This is a genomic window from Heliomarina sp. (assembly GCF_052826185.1).
This window is the reverse complement of the sequence record NZ_JBRBUI010000045.1, coordinates 630,314-656,685: the sequence shown is the minus strand read 5'-3', so window position 1 is coordinate 656,685 and position 26,372 is coordinate 630,314. Positions and strand designations below refer to the sequence as shown.

Genomic DNA, 26,372 nt, shown 5'->3' with positions numbered 1-26,372 from the left:
CTCGAAAGGGAGGTAAGACATGAGCTACATGAAAAACATTCTGGCAGGGGCGGCAGCCATCGCGCTTGGTGCCAGCGCAGCCTATGCGCAGGACACCAAGGTGATCGGTGTCTCGATCCCGGCGGCAACCCATGGTTGGGCCGGTGGCATGAACTACCACGCACAGGAAACCGTAGAGCGGTTGGAAGAAGTCTATCCGCAGCTCGACTTTGTGCTCGCCACCGCATCGGATGCGGGCAAGCAGGTCAACGACATCGAGGACATGGTCGCCACGCGCAATATCTCGGCGCTGGTGGTCCTGCCCTTCGAATCCGATCCGCTGACTCCGCCGGTTCAGGCGGTTGCCGATAGCGGTGCATGGGTGACGGTGGTTGACCGTGGTCTGTCCGTCGAAGGTATCGAGGACCTCTATGTCGCAGGCGACAACGCTGGCTTTGGCACGGTGTCGGGCGAATATATGGCTTCGAAGATGCCCGACGGCGGCAAGATCGTCGTCCTGCGCGGCATCCCGACCACTATCGACAACATGCGTGTCGAAGGCTTTGAGAAAGCGATCGAAGGCTCGGGCATCGAGATCATCGGCATGGAGCACGGCAACTGGAACCGTGACGACAGCTTTAACGTGATGCAGGACTTCCTGTCGAAGTACGACCAGATCGATGCGGTCTGGGCCTCGGATGACGACATGGCCGTTGGCGTTCTTGCCGCCATCGATGCTGCCGGTCGCGATGACGTTCAGTTCGTGCTGGGCGGTGCGGGCATGAAGGAAATGATCAAGCGCGTGATGGATGGCGACAGCATGATCCCCGCCGACGTGACCTACCCGCCGTCGATGATTGCAACCGCGATTGAAATGACGGCCGTTGGCCTGACATCGAACGCGCCGGTTGCCGGTACCTTCACCATTGGTTCCGTGCTGGTAACCCAAGAGAACGCAGAACAGTTCTACTACCCTGACAGCCCGTTCTGATCCGGGAAAATAAAACGGACTGGCCCGGGAAGCCCCGGACCAGTCCTTATCATTTAGGCCTTTCAGCCATTCCGGGCATCGCCAAAACTGGACAGCCCGATCAATTCCAATGATCCGTCACCGATAGAACCGTGTGGTGCAATCCGGTCAATCAATTCAGGATCTTTCGTGAGTTCTCCCGGATCAATTCGTCCACACAATCCGGGTCATTCCAGTCTTCCGCCACCGACGGGATAGATATCCCGACCCCGGCCCCTTCATTGCGCTAATTCATATGCATCGCCGTGCTGAGAGAACCCGTGAGCGGTGGGTCAGTATTCGGCCAGACATATCCCGTGCCACACAAATATTAAGAGAAGCCGTAATCCGGTTACATTGTTTGGTGACAAGCCGTCCGCGAACTGTCGAATTCGACCGTCCGAAGATCAATAAGCGCAATAATTATCGTTCGAGTATGCTTTGGTATTTCGCGAAAGTCGTTTATCTTGAAAAGATATCTTGGAAATAAACGTAGTCCAAAGACACGTTTTTCAAACGTGTTTTTTCACGCTTTCGGATTTTCGGCGAATTAAAGCTTATTCAGGAGAATTACCGCGCAGTCCGGTCGCAGTTACCAGTGCCCGGTCGAGCACCTTATTGAATGACCGAACTGTCCACCCGGGCGGAGACATCGCCGACCCGGTCCAGCGCGCGCGCCGCGACAAAAGCGATGGCCGCTCCGACCAGCAGGCACAACAGCACCACGGCGACGATCCGCACGAACCCCGCAGCCGTGCGCCGCTCGGCCTCAATCGGCAGCGTTCCGCTCTGCGTCGCCGCAGCAGGCATATCCTCGGTCACATCGTCCAGACTGGGTTTGCCCACCCGCGGAGGCTGTCGGCGGCGCCCTGCCATGTGGTCCTCTTCTTCCGCAACGTCTTCTCCGGTGGCGCGCCCATCTCCAAAGAGAGGCAGAACATTGCCGCCACCCGACGGTTTCGACACGGCAGGTTCAGAACGTTCGGACTTTGTTTTGAACGAGGTCAGCTTTGCTTCGGGTTTCGGCGAGCCACCCTCGCGTTCAGCTGCCATTCTCGCCAGGAATTCGGCACGGTTCTCGCGGGCGATGCGCTGCGCATCTTCGGGCGTTGCGTTTTCGATATTGTCAAGTTCGTCGCTGTCCGTCGAAGCCGTTTCCCACGGCTTGCGGTCGGGCAGGACGGATTGTCCTTCGGCCTTGTTCAGAACCTGCTCGCGCGACTGGCGCGCAAGCTCCAGCCGGGCGTTCCAGCTCAGTTTTCGGTCCATGTAGGATTTGGAATCCGAGCTTGGTACTTCGTCTTCAGGACGGTCGTTTTTCCGCAGGCTCATCACTCTCACTCAACAATACAGACACCCGGGCACTATACCTCAAGGTTAACGGTACGTCACGCTTTCTCGCGCGGCTCGGACCGCCGCACCCGGTCAGTCTCCCCCTTATCCCCCAGAAAATGGCTCGCAAACCGCGAATATCAAGTGACGCGCGATGGCTTGCCGGGATGTGCTTAAGCATCCAAGCCGCTGTCTGTTTGGCCAATTCGGCTCAACTTCGGCAGGGCGCAGGATAAAGAATGATTGGTTCCCGTGGATTTCAGACCGAAGAAGAAAATGAAACTCCCCAGATCTACGTAACTGAAAATAAATGATTTATCTCGCGGCGCGACGTTCACACTTTTCGCGAAGCGCATGACATCTTGCGTATGGTTTCAGCATTTTCCTGCGTCGAACCGAACAGAACGACGCGGTCATCAAATGCGAAAAGACTACCCAAGTTGCTGCGCCGAGCCGTTTGAAATGGGCACCCCCAGGCGCCCCCGAAATGCACAACCCGCAGTTGCACATATTTTAACGGTTTCGAGTTCCGCACAATAGGAAGCAATCGCTGAAACCGTCCCCACCCGAGCGACAATCCAGCGAATCCGGGAACGGCTTAGCGCTGACTGTCCTTCAGCAACTCGTTAAGCACCTCCTGCGTGTCCGCACCGCAAGCGGGCGGCGCGTGACGATAGCTGACCGGCGTTTTCGAAAACTTGACCGGGTTGCCGATCAAAGGCACCTCGCCCGAAGCGGCATGCGCATCCGGCATGGAAATCTTCATGCCGCGCGCCTCGACCTGATCCGAGGCAAAGACCTCGGACAGGCTGTTGATCGGGCCGCCCGGGACCCCTGCCGCTTCCATCGCGCGCACCAGATCTGCCTTGCCAAAGCGCAGGATTTCTGCAGCAAGCAACCCGATCAGGATATCGCGGTTCGTAACCCGGTCGATGTTGCGCCGGAACCGTTCATCCTCCGCCAGGTCGGCTCGCCCGAGAATGCCGCAGAACCTCTTGTACTGCGCATCGTTCCCGGCGGCCACGATCACATGCCCGTCGCTTGTCGCAAACACCTGATACGGCACGATATTGGGGTGCTGGTTGCCCAGACGCGGCTGTTCCTGCCCCGACAAAAGGTAGTTTATCCCCGCATTGACGAGCCACGCCACCTGGCTGTCGACAAGGGCGATGTCGATATGCTGGCCTTCGCCGCTCTGGTCGCGATGGCGGATCGCCGCCAAAATCGCCGTCGCCGCGTACAGGCCGCAGATCACGTCTGTCACCCCGACCCCGACCTTCATCGGCTCGCCCTCGGGATCTCCAGTCAGGCTCATGATACCGCCATAGCCCTGCGCCAGCAGGTCATAGCCGGGCTTGTGCGCATTGGGGCCCGTCTGGCCGAACCCCGTGATCGAACAATAGACAAGACCCGGGTTGTCCCGGCTCAGGCTGTGGTAGTCCAAACCGTATTTGGCAAGCCCGCCGACCTTGAAATTCTCGACGACAATATCGCAACGCCGGGCGAGTTGCCGAACCGTCTCGGCCCCCTCTTCGGTGGCGATATCAACGGCGACCGACCGCTTGTTCCGGTTGGCCGAAAGGTAATAGGCGCTCTCCGCCGTAGGCTCCCCGTCCGGTCCGGTCACATAGGGCGGACCCCAGGCCCGGGTATCATCCCCATGGCCCGGCTTCTCGATCTTGATAACCTCCGCACCGTAATCGCCCAGCAATTGCGTGCAGGTCGGACCGGCAAGGATACGGGACAGGTCCAGCACCCGAAGCCCGTCAAGCGGGCCCGGCGCATGCGCATTCGACATTGTCATATCCTTTTCACTCGCCGGTGCGTGGCCACATCAGGCGACCTCTTCCACCTCGCCCCCGGCTTTCTTCCAGGCCGTGAACCCGCCCGCGATATGCGCCACCGGCTGCAAGCCCATCTCCTGCGCGAGCCGCGCGCTCAGGGCAGACCGCCACGCACTGGCGCAATAGAACACGAAAGTCTTGTCCTGCGCGAAAACATCCTTGTGATAGGGGCTTTCCGGATCGATCCAGAATTCCAGCATGCCGCGCGGACAGGAAAACGCCCCCGGGATCTTACCTTCGCGCTTCAGCTCACGCGGGTCGCGCAGGTCCACGAATACATGATCCTCGGACCCCAAAAGTGCCTTGGCTTCCTCGATGGGCATGGTGGTAACCACGGCATTCGCCTCGGCGACCATGTCTTTCACATGCTTGGTAATCGTCTGTGCCATGTCGGCTCCTTCTCTTCAAACTGGTGTCGTAACGCGGGGTTGACCACAGGCGGACTCGATCACTTCGCCCGCGTCGAACAGGATATCCTCGCGAAACTTGCCGCCGATCAGTTGGACGCCAACCGGTGCATCCCCCGCCATGCCAGTCGCGACCGACAGCCCCGGCAGCCCCAGCGTCGGCAGCGCCCGTTGGATAAGCTGCGCTTCCATGATGCGGTCAAACCCTGACCGGGCACCCACGTCGCTCTGCTGGGCGAAGGGCAACATGCCCGAGGACGGGCAAAGAACCACGGGCCACTCGTCGAGAAAATGCAGCCATTCGCGCTGCACCCCGATACGCCGCTGCAGGCAGGCCATCAGACCGCCAAGGTCCATCTCCGCGGAATCCGCGGTCATCCGCTGAAAGACCACCGTGGCATCGGGGTCATCCTCGGCGGCAATGGTGGCCGCCGCAGCGCGGGATTCCGCCATCCAGAGCTGCGCATTTATCTCGGCTGCTTCCCGCATTGGCGGACAGTCGATTTCCTCGACCTGCCAGCCAGCCGCACGCAGGGCTTCGGCCGCCTGCGTCAACGCCGCCAATATGGCACTATCCACTTCCATCCCGTCCGGTGCCGGACAAAAGGCCACCTTCCTGGGCAAAGCCTCCCCCGTCAGGGGCGCGGGGATCCAGAGCGGATCCTCGGGATCGCCCACCGACATGGCGGCCAGTCCCAGCCTCAGATCGGCAATGCTCCGGGCAATCGGGCCCGAAACCGCCATCATCTGCGCCCCGATGTAACGATCCGGCGCCGAGGCATTGCGCGCCGGAACCCGGCCCACGGTCGGTCGAATCCCCTGCAGGCCGCAGGCATAGGCCGGATAACGGATCGATCCGGCGATATCGGTGCCATGTCCTATGGCGCAAATCCCCGCGGCCACCGCCGCCGCCGCCCCGCCCGACGATCCGCCCGGCGTCAGATCGGCATTGCGCGGATTAAGCGTCATCCCGTGCAGCTCATTATTGGTGAACCATCGCATCGAGAAAGCCGGCGTATTGGTGCGCCCGACGATAATCGCTCCGGCCCGCCGCAGGTTGGCCACCACCGGGCTGTCCTGTTTCGCGATCAGATCTTTCTGCAATTTCAGACCGTTGGTCGTCGCGTATCCCTTCTGATCCACGTTGACCTTGATCGTCACCGGCACGCCGGCGAGCGGCCCCGCGTCCTCGCCGCGCCCAAGTCGATCATCCAGCACATTCGCAGCGGCCAGCGCCTCCTCCGGGCATTCCTGTACCACCGCATTGATCCGGGGATTGATCTCCGAAAGCCGGGCAAGATGCGCTTCGACCACCTGGCGCGCGGAGAAAGACCGGCTTGTCACACCCCGCGCAATTTCGCTGGCATCCATTTCCCAGAACTCGGCCATCCTCGCCCCTTCCTGCTTGAATTTCAAAGAGGTGACATCAAAAACCACGGTGTTTCAATGGGCATATCTAATTTCCTGCCCAATGATGGCGCTGAACAGACGACCCATTGCCGGCCCTGCCTGAAACCGTCTTTCCTCTTGCCAAAATACTCCGGGGGAGTCGTCCGTCAGGGCGGCGGGGGCAGCGCCCCCTCTGACGCGGCGCGGGGCCAGCGCTTCGAGAGGATATGGAAAGGCTTCGGACCGGCGGTTTCTACGCCGGTCCGGTCTAAGCCACACTGACCATGCCCGCATCCGGCGCCTCAAGGCTCGTGATCGCGCATTCGCCAAACCCCGGCAAATTCTCGACACGGTGATTGCCCAGCCGGAACTCGTCACCAAAGCTTTCCGCCGACGACTCCAGAACTGTGATCTCCATCGGGGCGCTTTGCGACTGAAGCCGCGCGGCACAGTTCACCGCCGGTCCGAAGACGTCATAGATATATTTCTGCGTTCCCACGACCGAGCCCACAACCGAACCCGAGGCGATCCCGATCCGGGCCTGCCAGCGATGGCGATGCGTCTTGTTGCGATGCGACAGGTATCTCAGGAAACTGCTCGCGCAGCGCGCCGACAGCCGGGCGTGATCCGGGTTGCTGTGTGGCAGCCCCGACACCGCCATGTAGCAATCGCCAATCGTCTTGATCCGCTCGCAGCCATGCAGTTCAGCGATCCGGTCGAAGGCCGTGAACAGGTCATTCAGCTCGCTCACCGTTTCCGTCGGATCCGAAGCCACCGCCATTTCGGTGAAGCCCACGAAATCCAGCATCAGCACCGAAACCGGTTCGAACAGGCGCGGCGTGACCGTACCAAAGCTTTTGTATTCCTCGTAGACCGAGCGCGGCATCACGTTCAGCAACAGCTTTTCAACCTGCACCTTCTCGCGCTCAAGCTCACGCGTGCGACGCTCGGTCATCGACGCATAGCTGTCGATCATCGCCTCGGTTTCCCGCAGGCGCGAAATGTTTTGACATTCGACGACCCACACCGGCTGTTCCAGATGGCTGGCGTTCCGCACGTCGATTTGCAGCGTCACCCGGCGGCGTTTGACCTTGACTGCAATTTCCAGCGTTTCGCCTTTCAGCGCGCGCGACACTGCTGTGTGGTCAAGCTCTTCGACCAGCGAAGTCAGGACAATGCCTAAAACAGCCTCGGGAAAAAGCTTGGCAAAAGCCGGGTTGCAATAGATCAGCGTTTCGTACTTGGCGTCGAAAAGCGCAACGCCCACGCCAATGGCGCGGAAGAGTTCAGTGGTGAAATTGGGGATACTCATGACAATCTCCTTTCGGATCAGGCAACGATCAGCCCGCGCCGCGCTTCGACAGCCTGAATGACCGTCGCGCAGTCATCCGACGCGAAACCGGCGGCCTCAAGCGTTTCGCGCAGCAGCGCCGCCACCTCATCGAACTGCGCATGAGTCACGCCCAGATGCGCATGTGCGCGCTGAAGACGGCTTTCAGCGAAATCCGCAGGCCCGCCCAGCAGCATGGCAAAGAACTTGGTCTGATGGTCGATCAGGCGCGGCATATCCACGTCTTCAAAAAAATGCCCCACGATATCGCTGTCGAGCACACGGTCATAAAAATCGAGGATCACGCCACGCAGGGTGCTCAGACCGCCGTACTTGTCAAACAGGGACATCTGGCCGGGGCGAAGTGCATAGGTCATCGAAATACTCCTTTTCCTGCAACCGGCCCCGCATCGAAATCAGGCGGGACCAGTATCGTGGCAAGGTGGATCAGGCCCGGTGGACGATCACCTCGGCATATTCAGCCGGAACGATCATCGCCTCGGACGTGCGCGACCATGCCGCGCCCAGCGCCGCGAGCTCGCTTTCAAGTGCCGCCGCGCCACTTGGCCCGACCGCCTCGAACGCCTTGAGCATCGGCCCATAGGCAACCTTCCAGAGGTCGATCCATTGCTGCGGGGATTGAAACCGGAAGACAAAGTTCTTCTTCTCGATCTCGATCTTGCTGGCATTGCTTCCGAACAGTTCCCGCAGCCGGTCCGGGTTCGACCATTCCATGGGCGAGCGTACGCCCGCTGGCGGTTTCACATGGCTGCCGATGGTGCGGAACACGTCACCGATGAACCCTTCGGGCGTCCAGTTGGCCATGCCGATCTTGCCCCCCGACCGGCAGACGCGGGCCAGTTCGCTTGCCGCTGCGTCCTGATTGGCGGTGAACATGACGCCAAATGTCGAGGTCACGATATCAAAGGAGGCATCCTCAAACGGCAGATCCTCGGCATCGGCCTCGCGGAAGGCCACCGAAAGTTTCTCGGCCTCGGCGCGCTGCATGCCATTGCGCAGCCAGGCGCCGACATAATCGGTTGACACCACGTTGCAGTACCGCCGCGCGGCGGCCAGCGTCATGTTGCCATTGCCAGCGGCCACATCAAGCACACGGTCCCCCGGCATCACGTCCAGCGCCTCGGCAAGCCTTTCACTGGTAATCTGCAGGGTCACCCCGATTTCAGCGTAATTGCCGCTGGACCAGACTATCTGCTGGCGGCCCTTGACCGCGGCAAGATCCGGAGTGGGTTGGGTTACTACGTTCATTGCAACATCTCCTTGGGTCAAAATATCAATGATCCCAATTTGACCTATCGTCAGCCTTGCCGCTTGGCGGTCCTCTGCAGAATGGCCCCGTTCTTGTGGGGATTATCTGCATATTTCCTGCAGAAACCGCTCTGATGGCTGCAAACGCGCGCCGGGCGACGGCACATCCGGCGCGGGGAAAGCGGATTTTCTGGATATTTCGGTCATTATATCATAAAATTTGCGGATATTACGCCTCCAATTCCGCCCGCACGCCGTGCCGGGCGATACCACCCAAGTCCTTCAAGTCCCTTTGTCCTCGCGAATGGCCATTGTCCCGTGACCTATGCCTTTGACGATTTCGAGCTGGATATCGACCGTGCCGAGCTTCGGCGCGCGGGCGAACCTGTCGCCATCGAACCGCAGGTCTTTGCGCTGCTGAGCCTTCTCGTCACGGCGCAGGATCGCGTGGTCAGCAAGGACGAGATCTTTCAGGAAATCTGGAAGGATCGCATTGTATCTGACTCCGCCCTGTCTGGCCGCGTCCGCGACATGCGCCGCATCATCGGCGATGACGGCACCAGCCAGCGCCTTGTGCGCACCGTCCAGCGGCGTGGTTTCCGATTTGTCGGACCGGTCCGCAAGCTCGCCCCGGCAATTCCTGCCGATCCCATGCCCATCGCTACGGATCCGGCCGAAGGTATCGACTTTGACCGCCCCGCCATCGCCGTCCTGCCCATATCCGAACCGGGCGGAGATGGAGCGTCGAGCTACATTGCCGAGGGTCTGACGGATGAAATCTGCGCGGCCCTCTGCGCGTGGCGTTATTTCCCGGTGATCGCGCGCAATACCTCTCTCCGTTTTCGCGACAGCGACCTGTCGATGAGCGAGATCGGCCAGCAGATCGGCGCGCGCTACCTGCTCAGCGGCTCGATGCGGCGAGCAGGCAATCGCATCAAGCTGAACATCGAACTGACCGACGCGCTGTCCGGTGTCCAGATATGGACAGAACGATTATCGCGCGACATCGACGATCTTGTCGATCTTGAAGAAGAGCTTGCCGCGCAGGTGGTCACCATCCTTGTTCCCGAACTCGAAGGCGCGGAATCTCGGCGTATCATGCGCAAGCAACCCAGCGATTTCACCGCGTGGGATTACGCGATGCAGGCGGTCTGGTACTGCGGACGCGGCGCCGATGCTGATTTCGACATGGCCGAACAACTCGCCCAGAGAGCCTGCGAACGCGAACCCGACTGGTACCTGCCCTACACGCTTATCGCCACCTGCCGCTTTCAAAAGGCAATGGCGGGCTTTTCCTTTGCCGACAGCAGTCAGGCCTTTACCAGCACCCTCGAAGCCGCACGGCAGGCGCTTCAGATCGATCCGGGGTCATGGACAGCCCATGCGCTCGCCGCCGTAGGCGAGTTGTGGACCAATCACAATCACGACCGCGCCATGCGCCATGTGAAACGCGCCATCGACCTCAACCCGAGCGCGCCGCAGAACTATCATTTCGGCGGGTGTATCTCTGGTTTCTCCGGCTCGCCGACCGAGGCGCGCCGCCTGCAAAAACGCCTGCTGCGCATCGACCCGCTTTACAATTACACGGCGGTGATCGAGGCGGATCTGGGTCTCTGGCATATGATCGATGGGGAATATCCCGATGCCGATGACCGGCTGGCACGCTCGCAGCGTTGGGATCCACGTTATGGGCGCGCGCTCCAGCGGCGTATCGCGCTGGCCGGGCTTCAGGGCGATCACAAGGCCGCGCTGGATGCGGCACACCGGTTGACCGATTTGGGTCTCTCGCTTGACCCGGCGGTGATCGCCGCCTCCTACCCGTTCAAGGTGGATGAACACCGGGCAATATTTGCCGAGGGCCTCTCCCGCGCAGGCATCAATTTCTAGGGCCGCGCTACTCGGCAGCCGTGACCGCCGGGCCTCCGGCAAGCAATGTCTCGCTGGCCGGGAATTCCGCCATGTTCACACCCGCCAATCGACACAGATGCCAGGCCAGAACAAGGTTTGACGACAGCACAATCAGCCCGGTCTCGCGTTGCAACGGTGCGATAATGTCCAGCGTGTCAAGGTTCGTACAGGACAGGAACACCCCGTCCACACCGCTTTCGCGCACCAGTTCCAGCGCCGCCGCCTTGATCGAGTCAGGCGTGATCCGTGCCACCCGCGCCTCTTCCGCCTCGGCAAAGGTGCCGAATACCGGTGTCTCGATCCCTTGCCCGGCCAGCACATCGCGCAGCCGATCCGAGACATTTTCGACGTAAGGAGAAAGAAAAGCCAGCCGTTTCAGACCAAGTTCCGCACAGGCCGCCACCAAGGCTGAGACTGGCTCGCTCACCGCGTTGGCAGCCACGCCAGTGCGAACCTGCGCCGCCACCTGGCTCGGGCCGATCTGCGCCGCGCCCGACGTACAGCCATAGCCCACCGCCGCATAGGGTCTGACTTGCGGCAACAGCGCCGCCGCCCGTGGCAGATGTTGATCCATTTCCTGAAGCGTTTCGGGCGTGACATCCAGCCCGCTTGGCACCCGCGAGACAAAGAGCTCGACTTCACCGGGGATCAGCCGCCTGAAATCCAGCTCGATCCGTTCATCCGCCTGCAAAACGATCAAACCGATGCGCACCGCCTCGTCGGTCTTCAGCTCATATGCCAGCCGTTTCATATCTCAGCCCTCCAGCTCGATCAGCGTCCGCCCGGCGCGTGTTGACAGGAATTCCGGTGCGCCGTCGCGGATGACGATATCTTCCTCGTGCACCATGATCCGCCCCGGCGACAGTTCCACACCCGGTTCGAGCGTGATGACCATGCCGGGCTGCAATTCGATGTGGTCCTGCGGGATCAGCGACAGCCCTTCGGTCAGCTGCATCCCCAACCCGTGCCCAAGCCGACCCGCCTCCGAGCCCTGCCCGCCGGTCAGCAGCCGATCCATCACATGAAACAACTCGGCGGCGGTGGTGCCGGGTCGGGCAATCTCGGCCGCCGCGTCGACAGCATCGATCAGCTTGGCCTGCGCTGCGTTTTCAGCCTGCCCCGCTGGTCCAACCGAGAAATTCCGGTCGAAATCGCAGAAATAGCCGTCACGCTGCATGCCCGTGTCCAGCATCAAGACATCACCGCGTTTCAACGGCTCGGGTCCGGCGGGAGAGATGACATCCGAATACCCACCCGCGCCAGAGGCCCCGGCGACATAAGGCACCCAGTCGGCTCCCTCTTCCAGCCCAAGCCGCTGAAAGTCGCGAAACACCTGGTCCAGCGGCACACCGGCGCGCGCAATTTCCGGCACGCGGGCAAACACCCGGTCGCCCACGGCGCAGATCGCGCGGATCTTGTCGATCTCGGCCTCGGATTTCACCGCCCTCAGATCCCACATGATCCGCTGATCCGGTACGAAACGCAGCCCCGACATGCCCTGCAAGCGCATCCAGTCGCCCAGCGGCATGCGCAGCTGGCTCTCCAGCCCCATCGGCACACCGATGTTACCGCCCCCTGCCAATTCAGCCAGCGTCTCGGCTAAAAGCGAGACACCGTCGTCTTCGTAATCCGGCGCGCGCCATGTCCGGACGTCCTTGATCCATGTGCGCCCCATCAGCGCCGCACCGATAGAGGGGATCACCGCCACCGGATCGCCAGAAGCCGGCAACACAAGGAACCACGGACGCGTCGGGCTTTCCCAGAACTTGGTCAGATAACCCGTGAAATAGCGAATATCCGGTTCGGTTGTCAGGAACAGCGCGGCCAGATCGTGCCGCGCCATCATCTCCTGCGCCCGAGACACCCGCGCCTCGTATTCCGTATCCGGAAAACCGCGCGGCAGATCCATCATTCCGAACCTTCGCTCAGGATCAGCAGCACCGAAGAATGCTCATCCAGCCCCAGCGCCTCGCGATGGGCGGCGCTCGACATAAGGGCCGCCAGACCTGCCGCGCCCGACGGGGTCGACTTCAGCCCGACACCGGCGGCCAGTTCATCCCCCGCGAAGCCTTCGGCCTCGCTGATCGTGGCGAAGAAATCCGCATCCCGAGCCAATCCTTTTAAGGCGATGAGGGAGGCCTCCTTGCAATCGAGTCGCCCCATTTTCGAAACCGGTCCGCTCGTCGTGACCATTTCCCCCGCCGCAATCGACTCTTTCAGACAGGGCGCCGCCTTGGGTTCAACCACGGTAATGATCGGTTCATCGCCCCATGCCTTGCGCGCCAGCGCCGCTGCCGCCCCGGCAAGCCCACCGACGCCGGCCTGAAGAAAGATATGGTTCGGCGCGCGGGGCATCGCCTCGATCACCTCCTGCATCAGCACAAGGTAGCCTTCCATCAGCCGATGCGGCCGCTCGGTATAGCCGGGCCACGAACTGTCCGAGAGCAGTTTCCAGCCGTTGTCTTCGGCCGCCTTGGCCGCTGCTGCCATGCTGTCCTCGTAAACCGCGCCTTCGCGCACCACCTCGGCGCCCTTGCTACGCAGCCGCTCGGCAAAGGCTTCGGGCACGGTTTCCGCGATATAGACCACCGCCCGCGCCCCGTAATCCGCAGCCCCCGCCGCCACCGACATGCCGTGGTTCCCCGCGCTGGCGGTCACATAGGTCACGTCGCCCACATCACCCTCTGCCGCGTCATGGGCGATGACATAAGCTGCGCCAAGCGCCTTGAAGCTGCCCAACCCCATCCGGTTGCGTTCGTCCTTGATCCAGACCGTGCCGACCTCGCAGCTATCGGCCAGCGAATCCTGTGTCATCAGCGGCGTGGCGGCTGCATTGGGCCGCTTCTCCGTCAGTTGCACAGCGGTTTCCGCATCCTCGCTGGGATAGGGAATATCGGCGAGACCGGCCAAGGCATCGGTCTGCCCGCGATAGGGGTTCTTGAGTATTTCCATAAAAAAGAGCGGACCCCATCAGGGGCCCGCCCGTCAATATTCAAAGCGACGCTTGGGTCGTAAAACGACATGCGCCGTCGAAATCAGCCCCGGCGACGGCGTCCGCCTGCGCGCCCGGCGCGCCCGCGACCTTCCTGCCCGGCTTTCGGCGCGACCTTGTTGGTGCGAATCCATTCCGCACCGTTCGGGTCGTTGTTGGTCAGGAAATTCGCTGCCCGGATCGCTTCCATTTCCGAACCAGCCTTGGAACTCATGGACCCAAGCCCGAAGAGAGTCACGAATGTCTCGTCATCCATATCCTCGGGCAGGATGATCCCCGCCGCTTCGACCTCGGCCTTTTTCTCGGCGATCTTGGTCTGGGTGACCGGCAGCGCAACCGGGTTCATGATCGCGCTGGTCATCCCCGCACCCATCGCCATTGGCAGGAAGGCATTGTTGATCCCGTGCCGGTTCGGCAACCCGAATGAGATGTTGGATGCGCCGCAGGTCGTGTTCACACCCAGCTCCTCGCGCAGACGGCGCACAAGGGTGAACACCTGCAAACCTGCCGTGCCCATCGCCCCCACCGGCATCACCAGCGGATCGACCACGATATCATGCGCCGGGATGCCGAAATCGGCGGCCCGTTCCACGATCTTCTTGGCCACCGCAAAACGCACGTCCGGATCTTCGGAGATGCCGGTATCGTCGTTGGAAATCGCCACCACCGGCACGTTGTATTTCTTGACCAGCGGCAGGATCAGCTTAAGCCGGTCTTCCTCACCGGTGACCGAGTTCAGCAGCGGACGGCCTTCGCAGACCTCAAGCCCGGCCTCGAGCGCGGCGGGAACCGAGCTGTCGATACACAGCGGAATATCCACAAGCCCCTGAACCAGCTTGAGAATTTCCACCATGAGCGGCGGCTCGGTCTCATTCGGGTTGGGGTTCGAGTTGTAAACCACACCCGCGTTCACATCCAGCATGGTGGCCCCGGCTTCGACCTGCGCCAGCGCGTCCTTTTCCACGATCGAAAAATCGCCCGCTTCCAGTTCCGCCGCCAGTTTCTTGCGTCCCGTAGGGTTGATACGCTCACCAATCACGCAGAACGGCTGATCAAAGCCGATAATGGCGGTTTTGGTTTTGCTCTCGACAATCGTGCGGGTCATTGGCGTCCTTTCCGGAGGCTTTTATTGATCATTCGCCGGGCGCGCGGCGTCACCGCCGTTTTCAATCGCCCAGGTCGCATTTGTCTTGATACCGCCCAACGGAAAGAAATGCACGTTGGTGATGTTGAAATCCGGATTTGCCGCCTTGTGCGCCGCCAGCTCACTGACGACATCGGTCGGCTCGTAGGGCAGCAGCAGCTTGGTCACGTCCATCGCGCGCTTCTGCAGAACCTTGAGAGACGGGCCGACGCCACAGGCGATCGCGAACTTGATCAGCGTCTGCAACTTGGCCGGACCGGCAATGCCGATGTGGATCGGCAGGGTGATCCCGGCCTCCCGCAGGCTGTCCGCCCAGGCGATGATCGGCTTGGCCTCAAAGGCGAACTGGGTCGCCAGCGCCATGTCAGCATCGGTGGTTTCGCTGAACTTCTGTTTCCAACGCAGGGCCGCATCCACGTTGTTGAAACCGCCATCGGGGTCGATGTCGCGATTGCCCTCGGGGTGACCGGCCACATGCAGCCGCTTGAACCCCGCGCGGTCGAACTCGCCGGTCTCCATCAACGCGATGGAGCTGTCGAAATCGCCAACCGGCTCGGCCACGCCGCCTGCCAGCAGCAGCGCCTGATCGACCCCCGCCTCGCCTTGATAGCGGGCGATCCAGTCCGCCAGGGTGGCGCGATCCTTGATGATCCGGGCCGGGAAATGCGGCATCACCTTGAAGCCGTCCCGCGACAGACGTTTCGCGGTGCTGACCATGTCCTCGATGGGGGTGCCGTCGATATGCGCGATGTAAACGCGGGTTCCCTCGGGCAGCAGCGCGCGGAAATCCTCGACCTTCTCGGCGGTGCGCGGCATCACCTCGATCGAATAATCCTGCAAGAAGGCTTCAACCTGCGCATTACCCGGCTTGAATCCAACCGCGTCGCGTTTCCGAAAGTTCAACAAAGCCATGGCGGCCTCCCAAAAGGAGGGCGGGATCATGCCCACCCGTCGTTTTCAATCAGCGCCTTGATCCGGTCCTGGTCATATTCCGCATCCAGACGCATAGCCTCGGCCTCTGCAATCGCCTCTGCCTCCCCCTCAAGCACATAGGGATCCGCCTTGCGCCACTCCGCCAGATAGGCATCGCTATCCTTGGCGTTCACTTTCATCGCGGCACGGTCGATGGCCTGCTCGAAACGTTCGGGCAATTGCCTTTTTGCGCCACGACGTCCCTTGCCAACGATGACCTGCGCCGGGATATCCCGCCAATAAACAATCGTGACATCGGGCAACGTGTGATTCCTTCGTGTTCTCGATGGCCCTGAATACGGCAGAGCCCTGTCGCCCCATCGCCTGTTTTCGACACAACCGATGATGGGAACGACGCTGACAGATATAATGAAACATGCCCTTCTTTACGATCCGGCTAAAAGATCAAATGCGATATCAATTATTCGAGAGTTGAAAAGCCCGCAGCCTTCGAAACCGGCGTTGCGGCAAAGCCTGTGCAGCAGCTTGGCCGGCATGATAGCGTCCTGACATCACGGGCTTTCGTTATCGCAAACCTTGCGTTGGCGACCGCCACAGCCTATCCTTGAAGCAACTCGAAATCGGAGGGCGTGAAATATGGCGCCCAAGCGTCCCACTGGTGCGGGCGCGTTCCCGAAAGCGGTCGAAAGCCCCGCGCCTACACCGCCCGATCCAGCCGACCTCTATGCGGCGCTGGATCTGGGTACCAATAGTTGCCGCATGCTGATCGCCCAGCCCAAGGGCAGCGGTTTCCATGTGGTAGACAGCTTTTCGAAATCGGTGCAGCTCGGCTCCGGTCTCGAGAAGACAGGCCGTCTCTCGCGGTCTTCCATGGCGCGCACGGTCCAGGCCCTGCGAATCTGCCAGCAGAAACTGAAACGCAACAAGGTCAGCCGCATGCGGCTGGTCACCACCGAGGCGTGCCGTCGTGCCAAGAACTCGCGCGAGTTCATCCGGCAGGTGCAGCGTGAAACCGGCATGAAAATCGAGGTCATCCAGCCCGAGGAGGAAGCCCGCCTCGCGGTGATCTCCTGCGCACCGCTGGTCTCGACCCGGACCGAGCAGTTGCTCGTAGTCGATATCGGCGGTGGATCTACCGAACTGGTGTGGATCGACATTTCCTCGGTGCCCCATCGCGACCGCCCGCGCGCGATCATGCGCCTGCATGCCGGTTTCCACCCGCCCGAAAGCCCCTTCCCCGCAGCCAAGGTCGTCGACTGGATCTCGGTTCCACTTGGCGTCGCCACCCTGCGTGATCAGTTCTCGGACGTCGAGGACGACGCGGCCCGCTTTGCACTTATGAGCTGGTTCTTCGAGGAAAACCTCGCCGATTTCGCCCCCTATAAGGACGAACAGGTACGCGAAGGCTTCCAGATCGTCGGCACCTCCGGCACGGTGACCACGGTCGCGGCAAGCCACCTCGGCTTGAAGCGCTACGACCGGACCAAGGTAGACGGCCTCCGCATGACCTCCGACCAGATCGACCGCGTCATCCGGCGCTACCTCGAACTCGGTCCCCAGGGCCGGCGTCGCGATCCGCGCATCGGCGAAGATCGGCAGGCCCTAATCATGTCCGGCTCCGCCATACTTCAGGCCCTGCTGCGCTGCTGGCCGACGGATCGCCTGAGTGTCGCCGACCGCGGCCTGAGAGAGGGACTGCTCTATGCCCAGATGAGCGCGGACGGTGTACTGGAGGACGGCCCGTTCTGAACTTGCGAACGGTGATGGGGGCGCTGCCCCCGCCGCCCTGTAGGGCGCCTACCCCGGGATATTTTGAAACCCAAAGAAGGGTGGCCATTCTCTTGCTTCTTTGGGTCATAAAATATCCCCGCCGGAGGCATCCCAAGGTTTCCGCTTTCGACTCGCTCTATTTGTTCCGCGTGGCTTGCCCGTCTGCACCTGAACGGATAACTCTGAAATCTAGGAGAGATTTGACATGGCCAAGAACACATCCGGGCGCGGACAGCGCGATCTCAAGGTCAAGGTCAAGACGGCGCGCGGACGAAAGCTATCGTCGACGCGCTGGTTACAGCGGCAGTTGAACGACCCCTATGTGCGGCGCGCGCAGGCGGATGGCTACCGCGGCCGCGCGGCCTACAAGATTCTCGAGCTCGACGACAAGTTCCGCTTTCTCGTGCCGGGGGCGCGGGTGGTAGATCTGGGCTGTGCGCCGGGTGGCTGGCTTCAGGTCGCCGTCAAACGGATCAATGCCTTGGGTGAAAAATCCGGCAAGGCAGTCGGGCGCATTGTCGGTGTCGATCTGCAGGAGGTCGAACCAATTGCCGGGGCCGAGATACACCAGCTGGATTTCATGGCCGATGACGCGGATGAACAAGTGAAGACATGGCTTGACGGCAAGGCCGACGTGGTGATGTCCGACATGGCTGCGGCCTCTTCCGGGCACAAGCAGACGGATCACCTGCGGATCATCGCGCTTTGCGAGGCGGCCGCTTACTTCGCCTTTGACGTGCTGGAGGAGAACGGCACCTTTGTCGCCAAGGTTCTTGCAGGCGGCGCAGAAGGGGATTTACAAAAGCTGCTGAAGCAGAAGTTCACCAAGGTTGCCAACGTGAAACCGCCCGCGTCTCGGGCGGACAGTTCCGAAAAATTCGTCGTTGCAACCGGGTTTCGCGGATAGATTGATCTAGTCCGCTGGCATGTTCCACGACGAAATCGCGATCTCGCGAAAGGCGGCCGCATCGCTTTCATCCATCAGCGCGCGATCCTTCGCGCTGATCCGGACGGCGGTCAGCGCCGAATTGCTTTGCTGATGCAAGAGCTGGAACAGCTTCGAATGACGCTCCTGGCCTGACGCTTGTTTCATCTCCTGTCCCTTTACCAATTCAGATCGTTGATCAGTTCGCCGGGAAGCTAGGATCGAATTGTGCATCAACAGTGGCCAAGTCGGGTCATTGCCGTGAACATTGTAGCAAAATTTGTGGTAAATCGGATGAGATCACGGAAGCGGCGAAAAGGGGCGCGGTTTCTTGCGGCCGTTCCGGCGCCGGATCAGGGCCCCATTGAACTCGGCCCCGAGGATCAGGATGGCAGCAATTAGATAAAGAAAGATCAATGCCGCCATTGCCCCGGCGAGACCTGCATAGGTGGCACTATAGCGCGCAAAATGCGCGAGATAGATCGAAAACCCCCAAGTCGCGGCATACCAGAGCCCCACGGTCAGCAGGACACCGGGCCAGATTTGACCAAAGCGGTGGTGCAGCCCCGGCAGCCAGATGTGGCAGGCCGATACCGAAAAGATCAGCACCGTCAGGGTAATCAGCGATTTCAGCGTCGAATAGCTGGCCAGATCGGCAATCGGATCGGGCAATTCCTGCGCGACATAGCGGAAATAGGCTGGCAGACCGAAACTTACCGTCAGGCCGACCAGAACGATGGCGCCGCCGACCAGCACGAAGATCAGGCAGAGCCCCCGGGTCTTCCAATACGGGCGCGGGTCGCTTTCGCGATAGGCATAGCTCACCGCAAGCCGTACCGCATCGACACCGTTGGACGCGAAGTACAGCGCAAGGATTCCGCCTACCGTGACCAGACCGACGCTGCCGCCCGCCAGAACCGACCGGATCTCCGCCACGATCGGAGCGGCGATATCATCGGGCCAGACGCCAAAGATCAACTGGATCAGGTCGTCGATGTTCACGTCCCGCGACATCGCCCCGGCCAGCGCCACCACGAAGAGCATGAAGGGAAACAGCGCCAGCATCAGCGACATGGCCACGTGGCTCGACAGGATCCAGCCATGATTGTCGTTGAACCTGAGGATCGCCTTGTAAAGCGCCTTGGGCGGTGTCATCCAGCGATGTTTTTCCGGCAGGTTCATAGTCAGGTTCTAGTGCTACACGGTGCATGTTGCCACTGAGAGCCGCAAGATCCGCGCGATTTCGCGCGCGCAATGGTTTTCCGGTGCCACCTGAACTAGCTATTGTGCCATGGACACGATCTCTCAGCCCCGCCAGCCGACGCTTTTTCTCGGTGCCGAGATCTATCGCGGCTCGACCTATGGCAGCGCGCATCCGCTGGCGATTCCCCGGGTGACGACGGTAATCGACCTGTCGCGGGCGCTCGGTTGGCTCCCGCGTGACGTCTACCGCACCAGCCCGCGCATCCGTCCGGCAGGTCTGATGGCCTTTCACACCCCTGCCTACATCGCCGCGCTTCAGACCGCCGAGGCCAGCCAGAGCGTCACCGCCGAGATCCGTGAACGCCACGGGCTTGGCACCCTGTCGAACCCGGTCTACCCCGAGATGTTCCGCCGTCCGGCCACGTCAGCGGGAGGCGCCTTGCTTGCCGCCGATCTGGTCGCCGCCGGTCATCGCGTCTATCACCCTGCGGGCGGCACCCATCACGGGCTGCCCGACCGCGCCAACGGGTTCTGTTTCTTCAACGACCCGGTGCTGGCGATCATGGCGCTCCGGGCACGGGGGCTGCGCCGCATCGTCTATGTCGATATTGACGCGCATCACTGCGACGGGGTCGAGGTCGCCTTTCCCGATACCCCCGAGGTCCGGCTGATTTCCCTGCACGAAGAAAAGCGCTGGCCATTCACCGGTGCCCTGCATGATCGGGGCTGCGGCAATTTCTTCAACTTGCCCCTGCCCGCCGGGCTGAACGACGATGAATACGCGCTGGCGCTCCAAGAGCTTATCCTGCCCGCTACCGCCAGTCACCGTCCGGATGCGGTGGTGCTGCAATGCGGGGCCGATGCGGTGGCCGAAGATCCGCTGTCACGGCTGACGCTGTCGAACAATGCTCATTGGGCAACAGTTGCGGCGCTGAAGGACATGGCGCCGCGCCTGCTGGTGCTGGGCGGGGGCGGGTATAACCCGTGGTCTGTCGGGCGGCTCTGGACCGGGGTCTGGGCAACGCTCAACGGTTTTGACATACCCGACCGCCTGCCCCCCGGGGCAGAGGCGATTCAACGCGGGCTAAGCTGGAACCGCCGCGCCGGGAAAACCCCGCCGGAGCACTGGTTTACCACGCTTCGGGACGTTCCGCACAACGGTGGAATCCGCGACGTGATCCGCGAGAGGGTCAGCCTGCTTGCCGCGCGTCTGCTGGCCGAGGTCTGATCAGCGCCCCAGCCGGCAATCCGCGAGGATACGCTCGTAATCCTTGCGCTGTTCCGCCTCGCGACGGTCGCGCGCGGCCTGCCCCGCACCGGGCGGCACATGCGGCTGCGCGCCGCCGGAACTGCGGCTGACTCCGATCGCAACCGATCCGCTGATCCGCGCCGTAAAGGGGCCGACATTGAACTCGGGAATGCGGTTGCCGTAATAGCCGCTCAACTGCCGCGCCCGCTTTTCGCAGGCATCATTGGCGCCAGCCGCGTAGGCTTGCGGAACGGCTGCCATGCCAAGCAGAACCAGACCAATCGTAAGACGTTTCATCACCGCACCCCTGTTTCGCTGCGTTCCCCATAACATAGGCCCCCCGGCTGCCCGAACCAAGCCCGCAGATGCGGCATTGTCGCCATTCCTCCGTTGCAGGGTTTGACGGCTCCCTGAATTGCGCCATCTTGAGGGAAACCGGCCGCCTTTGACCCAAGAGCATCGGCGGAAAATCGCAAGGACCGCGCCCTGTGCTGCTTGAAATCTCTGATGTCGCCAAAACCTACCCCAAGGCGAAACAGCCCGTCTTTTCCGATATTTCCCTCTCACTCGCCAAGGGAGAAACCCTGGCGCTGACAGGCGAAAGCGGATCGGGCAAAAGCACGCTCCTGCATCTTGCCGGGGCTCTGGACCAGTTCGACCGCGGAGAGATCACGCTGGCCGGAAAGCCCTACTCGCAGCTCGATGACAAGGGACGCGCCGCCCTTCGCCGGACCCGTGTCGCGATGGTGTTCCAGCAGTTCAATCTGATCCCCTCGATGACCGTGGCCCAGAACCTCGCCTTTCACGCGCGGCTCGGCGACCGATTTGACGCCGCGTGGCTGGGCGAACTGACCAACCGGCTTGGGCTTGAGCCACAGGTGGACAAGTTCCCCGAACATCTCTCGGGCGGCCAGCAGCAGCGCGTCGCCATAGGTCGCGCCCTCGCGCCTCGCCCCGATCTCTTGCTGGCGGATGAACCCACCGGCAATCTGGATGAGGCCACTGGCGACGCGGTGCTGGCGCTGATGCTCGATCTGGTCCGGGCCAGCGGCACCGCCCTGTTCATGGTGACCCATTCGTCGCGCATTGCCGCACAAATGGACCGTCAATTGCATCTGAGCGCTGGCCGCCTGCAATGAACCGCACCGCCTTCCTTGCCCTCTGGTCGCACTGGCGGCGCCAACCGCTGCAACTGCTGGTTCTGGTGCTTGGCCTGTCGCTGGCAACCGGGCTCTGGTCGGCGGTTCAGGCGATCAACGGGCAGGCACGCGCCAGCTACGCCAGCGCCGCGGCCCAGCTTGCGGGCAACCAGCTTGATCGGCTGACATCACCTTCGGGCCGTATCCCTCTGGAAACCTACGCAGAACTGCGCCGTGCGGGCTGGCAGCTTTCGCCTGTTCTGACCGGGCGGCTGCGCCTTGGCGACGCCAGGCTGCGCCTGATCGGCGTCGATGTGCTGAGCTACCCGGTAATCCCCTCTACCGGCGGCAGGGAAATTGCCCCGGATGAAATCCTGACCCCGCCGGGACGGCTGCTCGCCTCGGCCGAGACCCGGGACGACCTCCCCGAGGATGCCGATCTGCCGCCGCCGGTCCTCGCCCCCGATCTACCCCCCGGCACCGCCTTCACCGATATCGCCACCGCCGCGCGCCTTTTGAACCGCCCCCGTGAACTCTCCTACCTGCTGATCCTGCCCGATCAGCCAATGGGCCTGCCCTCCTTGCAAGAGATCGCACCGGGCCTGACCCGCCAGCCCCCCAGCAATCAGGCCGATGCGGCGCAGCTTACCGACAGTTTCCACCTGAATCTCACTGCCTTTGGCTTGCTGTCCTTTGCGGTCGGGCTGTTCATCGTAAATGGCACCGTCGGTCTCGCCTTTGAGCAACGCCGCCCGCTGATGCGCACCCTGCGCGCACTCGGCCTGCCCCGGCGCAACCTCACGGCGCTGGTGATGGGGGAACTCCTTGCCCTTGCGCTGGTCGCCGGAACGCTTGGTCTGGTCCTCGGCTACCTGATCGCGGCGGCGCTTTTGCCGGATGTGGCCGCAACCCTGCGGGGTCTCTATGGCGCACCGGTGGCGGGCGGCCTCACTCTGCGCCCGCTCTGGGTCGCCAGCGGCCTTGGCATGGCTTTGCTCGGCACCGCCATTGCAGGTGCCCAAGGGGTTTGGCGGCTCACCCACATGCCGCTCTTGGCCAGCGCGGGGCTCGTCGGCTGGGCGGATGCCGCGCAGAAAAGCGCGCGGATCATGGCGCTCAGCGGCATCGCCCTCGTCGTCGCCGGCGTGCTTGCGGCCTTCCTTTTGCCCGGTCTGATCGGCGGTTTTGCCTTGCTTGCCGGTCTGCTCATGGGGGCCGCGCTGACCCTGCCGATCCTGTTGAACACCGCGCTTGCCCTGCTGTCGCGCACAAGCCGCGCCCCGGCGAGCGTCTGGATCTGGGCCGACCTGCACGCCCAGCTTCCGGGCCTGTCCCTCGCTTTGATGGCGCTCTTGCTGGCGCTGGCCACCAATATCGGCGTCGGCACGATGGTTTCGAGCTTCCGGCTCACCTTTACCGGCTGGCTCGATCAGCGGCTGATGTCGGAACTCTACCTCACCGCACGGGACGATGCCCAAGGCACGGCCATTGCCGAATGGCTCGCCCCCCGCGCCGATGCCGTCCTGCCGATCCGCGCCGCCGAGATCACGCTCGCCGGTCAACCCGCCCAGCTTTACGGGGTGGCTGATCACGCAACCTACCGCGATCACTGGCCGCTGGTCGCACAAACACCCGATCTCTGGGACCGTCTTGCACGCGGCGAGACGGTTATCATCAACGAACAGCTCGCCCGCAGCGCCGATATCTGGCCCGGCGACACCATCGACCTCGGCAACTGGCAAATCGAGGTCGGCGGCGTCTATTCCGACTACGGCAACCCGGCGCCCGAGGCCATCGCCGGTCTCGCCCCCCTGCTCGACCGCTACCCGGATATCGAAAACCGCCGTTTCGGCATCCGCATCGCCCCGGACAGGGCCGACGCCCTCGCCCAAGACTTGCGGGCAACCTTCGATCTGCCCGACGGCGCGATCACCGATCAGGCGGCGGTCAAGTCGCTCTCGCTGGATATCTTCGAGAAAACCTTTGTCGTGACCGCAGCGCTCAACGTGCTGACCCTTGGCGTCGCCAGTTTCGCCATCCTCACAAGCCTGCTGACGCTCTGGAACAAGCGCCTGCCGCATCTCGCCCCGGTCTGGGCGCTGGGGATGACCCGCGCGCGTCTTGCCCGGCTCGAAGTGTTGCGCAGCGTCGCGCTGGCCGGGTTAACGGCACTCCTCGCCCTGCCGCTCGGGCTGATCCTCGCCTGGGTGCTGCTGGCCGTAATCAACGTGCAGGCCTTTGGCTGGCGCCTGCCCATGCATCTGTTTCCTCTCGACTGGCTCTGGCTGTTCCTTCTCGCCCTGCTGGCCGGGGCGGCCGCTGCCGCCATTCCCGCGCGCCGATTGCACCGCCTGCCGCCTGCCGCCCTGCTCCGGATTTTTGCCGATGAACGCTAGAACCGCCGCCTTCCTGCTCTGCCTCCTGCCCCTCGGCCTTGTCGCCCAAGGCCTCGACACTGTCGGCAGCGCCGAAAAAGGCTTTGCCGGTCTTGGCGCGGATGCCGAAGGGTTTTCCCTGCCGCAGCCCGGCATCGCCCTCGACTTTCCCGCCGATCACGGGGCCCACCCCGCGTTCCGTATCGAATGGTGGTACCTGACCGCAACGCTCCAAGACGCGGAAGGCACCGAATACGGCGTTCAATGGACGCTGTTCCGCTCGGCCCTGCGCCCGGAAAGTGGTGAGGGCTGGGATACGCCGCAGATCTGGATGGGCCATGCCGCCCTCACCAGCGCAAACAGCCACCATGTCGCCGAACGGCTTGCCCGCGGTGGCATCGGTCAGGCGGGTGTCACCGCCGCCCCCTTCAGCGCCCATATCGACGACTGGCAGATGACCGCCACCTCACCCGACGGAATCGATGACCTCAGACTCACCGCGCGTGGCATCGATTTTGCCTATGACCTGACGCTAAACGCCGACACGCCGCTGGTTCTGCACGGAGAGGACGGATATTCCGTCAAATCGCGCGAAGGCACCGCCAGCTACTACTATTCCCAGCCGTCCTACGCCGTCAGCGGCACCCTCACCACACCGGATGGCCCCGTCAAAGTCACCGGGAACGGCTGGCTCGACCGGGAATGGTCGTCCCAACCGCTTTCGGCGGGACAGAGCGGTTGGGACTGGCTCTCGCTCTCCTTTGACAGCGGCGCGCGGATGATGGGATTCCGCCTTCGGGACGAGGCAGGCGACTTCACCTCTGCCACGTGGATCGCCCCCGATGGCTCGGCGCAGCCCATCCCTGACGGCGCACTGACGCTGACGCCGCAGACCACCACGGATATAGACGGGCGGCAGGTGCCAACCACATGGCGTGTCGAACTCCCCGAACGCGACCTTGACGTCATTATCGACGCTCTGAACCCGCAGGCATGGATGGCCACCCGTTTCGCTTATTGGGAAGGGCCGGTCGGCATCGCGGGAAGCCATCAGGGACGCGGCTATCTCGAAATGACCGGCTACTGACCAGCGGCATAAACTATGCCGTGACGCCACGTCACAATCAGCCATTAACCGCCAAACAGCTGCCGGCGTGGGCTTCGTTAACCACTTGTTAACGGATCTTCGCCGACAATCAGACTTATTCCCTCTTGTGAAAGCAGCAATGTATGCTCGACGAAAACGTCACACTGGGGTGCCCGATTCAATTGGCGCATATTCTCGCCAAACAGGTCGCCGTGGATGACTTTTCCGGCATTACGCGGCTGGCTGAAAGCTACGGTGTCCCTCCACCGTTCCTCTCGTGGAACGTCGACCCAAGGTCAGCCGACCTGCGGGTTGAACGCAATTTCTGGGAGATCACCCAAGGGTTTGCCCAAGCCGACGGCTCTGTCCGACGCGATCTCCTGACCATGGATCGCTACGGGTCGATGAACGAATGGCTGATGCTGCTCGACAAGAATGACGGCACCCCCGGCTACCGTTATTCGCAATTTGGCCCGGCGGTGGAAACTTGGTGCGTCCCCGCCACCTCGGCCGAACAGAATACGCTCGATTTCGACGGTTTCCTCGGCATCTTTCTCACCGCCACCTACGAAGCCATCGCCATGCGCAACGCGCCGCTCCTGTCGATCCACCAAAGCTTTGAGCAGGCGTTCGTCTCAAAGAACCGCCGCATCATCATTCCGCTGGTCGACCGGCATGGTGAAAACGACGGCTTCATCGCGCTGAACACGCCCACCAACCTGCTCCAGCCGGGGCTCGAAGTGCTGCCCGTGCCGGTTCTCGTCGTCGATGGCGACATGACCGTCTGCTTTGCCAACAAGGAAGCGCGCAAGTCGCTGGACAGCGGGCGCTACGGGCCGTGGGACCGAAGCCTGTTCCAATACGCCGGCATCGATCTCACGATTGAATCCTCTCCCGAGGAAATTCTGATCTCGGGCGTGCCGCATGCCAGCACCTGCCGCCATCTCGCGCATCACCGGATCGGAACCTTCAAAGCAACCGTCACCGCCGCCCGGCATTTCGAACATGTGTTCTACATCATCATGCTGACCCGCGATTAAGGCAAAGCGTCCCGCATATCCGAACGACCAAAGACCACCACTCACCGG

25 protein-coding genes are annotated in these 26,372 nt (G+C 62.1%); 9 read left to right on the top strand and 16 right to left on the bottom strand.

From position 1 onward, the window contains the following. The first annotated feature begins 28 nt into the window (after positions 1–28). Entirely contained in the window at positions 29–970 is a 942-nt protein-coding gene (locus tag ACU0FH_RS15430) for an ABC transporter substrate-binding protein (RefSeq protein WP_238369529.1), read from the top strand. 633 nt (positions 971–1,603) lie between these two features. On the opposite strand, the gene ACU0FH_RS15425 is transcribed toward ACU0FH_RS15430, so the two are convergent. The 7 genes from ACU0FH_RS15425 to ACU0FH_RS15395 form a co-directional block, all read right to left on the bottom strand. Beyond that, the gene (locus tag ACU0FH_RS15425) at positions 1,604–2,320 is read right to left on the bottom strand and encodes a hypothetical protein (RefSeq protein WP_446195532.1); all 717 of its coding nucleotides are present in this window, start codon (positions 2,318–2,320) and stop codon (positions 1,604–1,606) included. A gap of 598 nt (positions 2,321–2,918) precedes the next feature. Then, positions 2,919–4,118 (bottom strand): CaiB/BaiF CoA transferase family protein, encoded by a 1,200-nt coding sequence (locus ACU0FH_RS15420; RefSeq protein WP_446195531.1) that lies wholly within the window; start codon positions 4,116–4,118, stop codon positions 2,919–2,921. A gap of 36 nt (positions 4,119–4,154) precedes the next feature. After that, complete coding sequence (locus ACU0FH_RS15415) at positions 4,155–4,553, bottom strand: rhodanese-like domain-containing protein (protein WP_446195530.1); 399 nt, start codon at positions 4,551–4,553, stop codon at positions 4,155–4,157. Between the two features lie 15 nt (positions 4,554–4,568). Then, the gene (locus tag ACU0FH_RS15410) at positions 4,569–5,960 is read right to left on the bottom strand and encodes an amidase family protein (RefSeq protein ID WP_446195529.1); all 1,392 of its coding nucleotides are present in this window, start codon (positions 5,958–5,960) and stop codon (positions 4,569–4,571) included. A gap of 268 nt (positions 5,961–6,228) precedes the next feature. After that, positions 6,229–7,272 carry an adenylate/guanylate cyclase domain-containing protein gene (locus ACU0FH_RS15405; protein WP_446195528.1) on the bottom strand — a complete coding sequence of 348 codons (1,044 nt, stop codon included), beginning with the start codon at positions 7,270–7,272 and terminating at the stop codon, positions 6,229–6,231. A 17-nt stretch (positions 7,273–7,289) separates the two neighbouring features. Beyond that, positions 7,290–7,667, bottom strand: a complete 378-nt coding sequence (locus ACU0FH_RS15400; RefSeq protein WP_446195527.1) for a group I truncated hemoglobin — start codon at positions 7,665–7,667, stop codon at positions 7,290–7,292. 70 nt (positions 7,668–7,737) lie between these two features. Further along, positions 7,738–8,559 carry a class I SAM-dependent methyltransferase gene (locus ACU0FH_RS15395; RefSeq protein ID WP_446195526.1) on the bottom strand — a complete coding sequence of 274 codons (822 nt, stop codon included), beginning with the start codon at positions 8,557–8,559 and terminating at the stop codon, positions 7,738–7,740. A 318-nt stretch (positions 8,560–8,877) separates the two neighbouring features. Here ACU0FH_RS15395 and ACU0FH_RS15390 point away from each other — a divergent pair, with 318 nt between their 5' ends. Then, positions 8,878–10,446, top strand: coding sequence for a winged helix-turn-helix domain-containing protein (locus ACU0FH_RS15390; protein ID WP_446195524.1), 1,569 nt, complete (start codon positions 8,878–8,880; stop codon positions 10,444–10,446). A 7-nt stretch (positions 10,447–10,453) separates the two neighbouring features. On the opposite strand, the gene ACU0FH_RS15385 is transcribed toward ACU0FH_RS15390, so the two are convergent. The 6 genes from ACU0FH_RS15385 to ACU0FH_RS15360 all read right to left on the bottom strand — a co-directional run bounded on the left by ACU0FH_RS15385 (position 10,454) and on the right by ACU0FH_RS15360 (position 15,838). After that, entirely contained in the window at positions 10,454–11,218 is a 765-nt protein-coding gene (locus ACU0FH_RS15385) for a maleate cis-trans isomerase family protein (RefSeq protein WP_446195523.1), read from the bottom strand. A gap of 3 nt (positions 11,219–11,221) precedes the next feature. Further along, entirely contained in the window at positions 11,222–12,376 is a 1,155-nt protein-coding gene (locus ACU0FH_RS15380; RefSeq protein WP_446195619.1) for a M24 family metallopeptidase, read from the bottom strand. Continuing rightward, complete coding sequence (locus ACU0FH_RS15375; protein ID WP_446195522.1) at positions 12,376–13,419, bottom strand: pyridoxal-phosphate dependent enzyme; 1,044 nt, start codon at positions 13,417–13,419, stop codon at positions 12,376–12,378. Before ACU0FH_RS15375 ends, ACU0FH_RS15380 begins: the two co-directional genes overlap by 1 nt. 83 nt (positions 13,420–13,502) lie before the next feature. Next, the gene (locus tag ACU0FH_RS15370) at positions 13,503–14,564 is read right to left on the bottom strand and encodes a methyltetrahydrofolate cobalamin methyltransferase (protein WP_446195521.1); all 1,062 of its coding nucleotides are present in this window, start codon (positions 14,562–14,564) and stop codon (positions 13,503–13,505) included. A gap of 21 nt (positions 14,565–14,585) precedes the next feature. Further along, positions 14,586–15,515 (bottom strand): methylenetetrahydrofolate reductase, encoded by a 930-nt coding sequence (locus ACU0FH_RS15365; RefSeq protein WP_446195520.1) that lies wholly within the window; start codon positions 15,513–15,515, stop codon positions 14,586–14,588. Between the two features lie 26 nt (positions 15,516–15,541). Further along, positions 15,542–15,838 (bottom strand): virulence factor, encoded by a 297-nt coding sequence (locus tag ACU0FH_RS15360; RefSeq protein ID WP_446195519.1) that lies wholly within the window; start codon positions 15,836–15,838, stop codon positions 15,542–15,544. Positions 15,839–16,172: 334 nt separating this feature from the next. Between ACU0FH_RS15360 and ACU0FH_RS15355 the strand changes: the two genes are divergently transcribed. Then, positions 16,173–17,285, top strand: coding sequence for a Ppx/GppA phosphatase family protein (locus ACU0FH_RS15355; RefSeq protein ID WP_088635022.1), 1,113 nt, complete (start codon positions 16,173–16,175; stop codon positions 17,283–17,285). Positions 17,286–17,511: 226 nt separating this feature from the next. After that, on the top strand, positions 17,512–18,213 hold the full coding sequence (locus ACU0FH_RS15350) for an RlmE family RNA methyltransferase (protein ID WP_238368958.1): 702 nt from the start codon (positions 17,512–17,514) through the stop codon (positions 18,211–18,213). 6 nt (positions 18,214–18,219) lie between these two features. Here the strand turns inward: ACU0FH_RS15350 and ACU0FH_RS15345 are convergent, their stop codons facing one another. Beyond that, positions 18,220–18,399 carry a hypothetical protein gene (locus ACU0FH_RS15345; RefSeq protein ID WP_238368959.1) on the bottom strand — a complete coding sequence of 60 codons (180 nt, stop codon included), beginning with the start codon at positions 18,397–18,399 and terminating at the stop codon, positions 18,220–18,222. 132 nt (positions 18,400–18,531) lie between these two features. Further along, positions 18,532–19,413: a YihY/virulence factor BrkB family protein gene (locus ACU0FH_RS15340; RefSeq protein ID WP_446195518.1), complete on the bottom strand. Its 882-nt coding sequence runs from the start codon at positions 19,411–19,413 to the stop codon at positions 18,532–18,534. 109 nt (positions 19,414–19,522) lie between these two features. On the opposite strand from ACU0FH_RS15340, the gene ACU0FH_RS15335 reads away from it, so the two are divergent. Continuing rightward, positions 19,523–20,662, top strand: coding sequence for an acetoin utilization protein AcuC (locus tag ACU0FH_RS15335; RefSeq protein WP_446195517.1), 1,140 nt, complete (start codon positions 19,523–19,525; stop codon positions 20,660–20,662). Here the strand turns inward: ACU0FH_RS15335 and ACU0FH_RS15330 are convergent, their stop codons facing one another. Then, positions 20,663–20,980 carry a hypothetical protein gene (locus ACU0FH_RS15330; RefSeq protein WP_446195516.1) on the bottom strand — a complete coding sequence of 106 codons (318 nt, stop codon included), beginning with the start codon at positions 20,978–20,980 and terminating at the stop codon, positions 20,663–20,665. A 191-nt stretch (positions 20,981–21,171) separates the two neighbouring features. On the opposite strand from ACU0FH_RS15330, the gene ACU0FH_RS15325 reads away from it, so the two are divergent. From ACU0FH_RS15325 to ACU0FH_RS15310, 4 genes are all read left to right on the top strand, one after another. Beyond that, on the top strand, positions 21,172–21,822 hold the full coding sequence (locus tag ACU0FH_RS15325) for an ABC transporter ATP-binding protein (protein ID WP_446195515.1): 651 nt from the start codon (positions 21,172–21,174) through the stop codon (positions 21,820–21,822). Beyond that, positions 21,819–24,218, top strand: a complete 2,400-nt coding sequence (locus ACU0FH_RS15320) for an ABC transporter permease (RefSeq protein WP_446195513.1) — start codon at positions 21,819–21,821, stop codon at positions 24,216–24,218. Before ACU0FH_RS15325 ends, ACU0FH_RS15320 begins: the two co-directional genes overlap by 4 nt. Next, the gene (locus tag ACU0FH_RS15315; protein ID WP_446195512.1) at positions 24,208–25,284 is read left to right on the top strand and encodes a lipocalin-like domain-containing protein; all 1,077 of its coding nucleotides are present in this window, start codon (positions 24,208–24,210) and stop codon (positions 25,282–25,284) included. The genes ACU0FH_RS15320 and ACU0FH_RS15315 overlap by 11 nt, the downstream gene beginning before the upstream one ends. A 143-nt stretch (positions 25,285–25,427) precedes the next feature. Next, positions 25,428–26,324, top strand: coding sequence for a hypothetical protein (locus tag ACU0FH_RS15310; protein ID WP_446195511.1), 897 nt, complete (start codon positions 25,428–25,430; stop codon positions 26,322–26,324). The last annotated feature ends 48 nt before the right edge of the window (positions 26,325–26,372 follow it).

Bases quoted from the DNA above. Each gene is read 5' to 3' on its own strand.
- ACU0FH_RS15430 (WP_238369529.1), top strand. From the start codon at position 29: ATGAAAAACATTCTGGCAGGGGCGGCAGCCATCGCGCTTGGTGCCAGC.
- ACU0FH_RS15425 (WP_446195532.1), bottom strand. From the start codon at position 2,320: ATGAGCCTGCGGAAAAACGACCGTCCTGAAGACGAAGTACCAAGCTCG.
- ACU0FH_RS15420 (WP_446195531.1), bottom strand. From the start codon at position 4,118: ATGTCGAATGCGCATGCGCCGGGCCCGCTTGACGGGCTTCGGGTGCTG.
- ACU0FH_RS15415 (WP_446195530.1), bottom strand. From the start codon at position 4,553: ATGGCACAGACGATTACCAAGCATGTGAAAGACATGGTCGCCGAGGCG.
- ACU0FH_RS15410 (WP_446195529.1), bottom strand. From the start codon at position 5,960: ATGGCCGAGTTCTGGGAAATGGATGCCAGCGAAATTGCGCGGGGTGTG.
- ACU0FH_RS15405 (WP_446195528.1), bottom strand. From the start codon at position 7,272: ATGAGTATCCCCAATTTCACCACTGAACTCTTCCGCGCCATTGGCGTG.
- ACU0FH_RS15400 (WP_446195527.1), bottom strand. From the start codon at position 7,667: ATGACCTATGCACTTCGCCCCGGCCAGATGTCCCTGTTTGACAAGTAC.
- ACU0FH_RS15395 (WP_446195526.1), bottom strand. From the start codon at position 8,559: ATGAACGTAGTAACCCAACCCACTCCGGATCTTGCCGCGGTCAAGGGC.
- ACU0FH_RS15385 (WP_446195523.1), bottom strand. From the start codon at position 11,218: ATGAAACGGCTGGCATATGAGCTGAAGACCGACGAGGCGGTGCGCATC.
- ACU0FH_RS15380 (WP_446195619.1), bottom strand. From the start codon at position 12,376: ATGGATCTGCCGCGCGGTTTTCCGGATACGGAATACGAGGCGCGGGTG.
- ACU0FH_RS15375 (WP_446195522.1), bottom strand. From the start codon at position 13,419: ATGGAAATACTCAAGAACCCCTATCGCGGGCAGACCGATGCCTTGGCC.
- ACU0FH_RS15370 (WP_446195521.1), bottom strand. From the start codon at position 14,564: ATGACCCGCACGATTGTCGAGAGCAAAACCAAAACCGCCATTATCGGC.
- ACU0FH_RS15365 (WP_446195520.1), bottom strand. From the start codon at position 15,515: ATGGCTTTGTTGAACTTTCGGAAACGCGACGCGGTTGGATTCAAGCCG.
- ACU0FH_RS15355 (WP_088635022.1), top strand. From the start codon at position 16,173: ATGGCGCCCAAGCGTCCCACTGGTGCGGGCGCGTTCCCGAAAGCGGTC.
- ACU0FH_RS15350 (WP_238368958.1), top strand. From the start codon at position 17,512: ATGGCCAAGAACACATCCGGGCGCGGACAGCGCGATCTCAAGGTCAAG.
- ACU0FH_RS15345 (WP_238368959.1), bottom strand. From the start codon at position 18,399: ATGAAACAAGCGTCAGGCCAGGAGCGTCATTCGAAGCTGTTCCAGCTC.
- ACU0FH_RS15340 (WP_446195518.1), bottom strand. From the start codon at position 19,413: ATGAACCTGCCGGAAAAACATCGCTGGATGACACCGCCCAAGGCGCTT.
- ACU0FH_RS15335 (WP_446195517.1), top strand. From the start codon at position 19,523: ATGGACACGATCTCTCAGCCCCGCCAGCCGACGCTTTTTCTCGGTGCC.
- ACU0FH_RS15330 (WP_446195516.1), bottom strand. From the start codon at position 20,980: ATGAAACGTCTTACGATTGGTCTGGTTCTGCTTGGCATGGCAGCCGTT.
- ACU0FH_RS15320 (WP_446195513.1), top strand. From the start codon at position 21,819: ATGAACCGCACCGCCTTCCTTGCCCTCTGGTCGCACTGGCGGCGCCAA.
- ACU0FH_RS15315 (WP_446195512.1), top strand. From the start codon at position 24,208: ATGAACGCTAGAACCGCCGCCTTCCTGCTCTGCCTCCTGCCCCTCGGC.
- ACU0FH_RS15310 (WP_446195511.1), top strand. From the start codon at position 25,428: ATGCTCGACGAAAACGTCACACTGGGGTGCCCGATTCAATTGGCGCAT.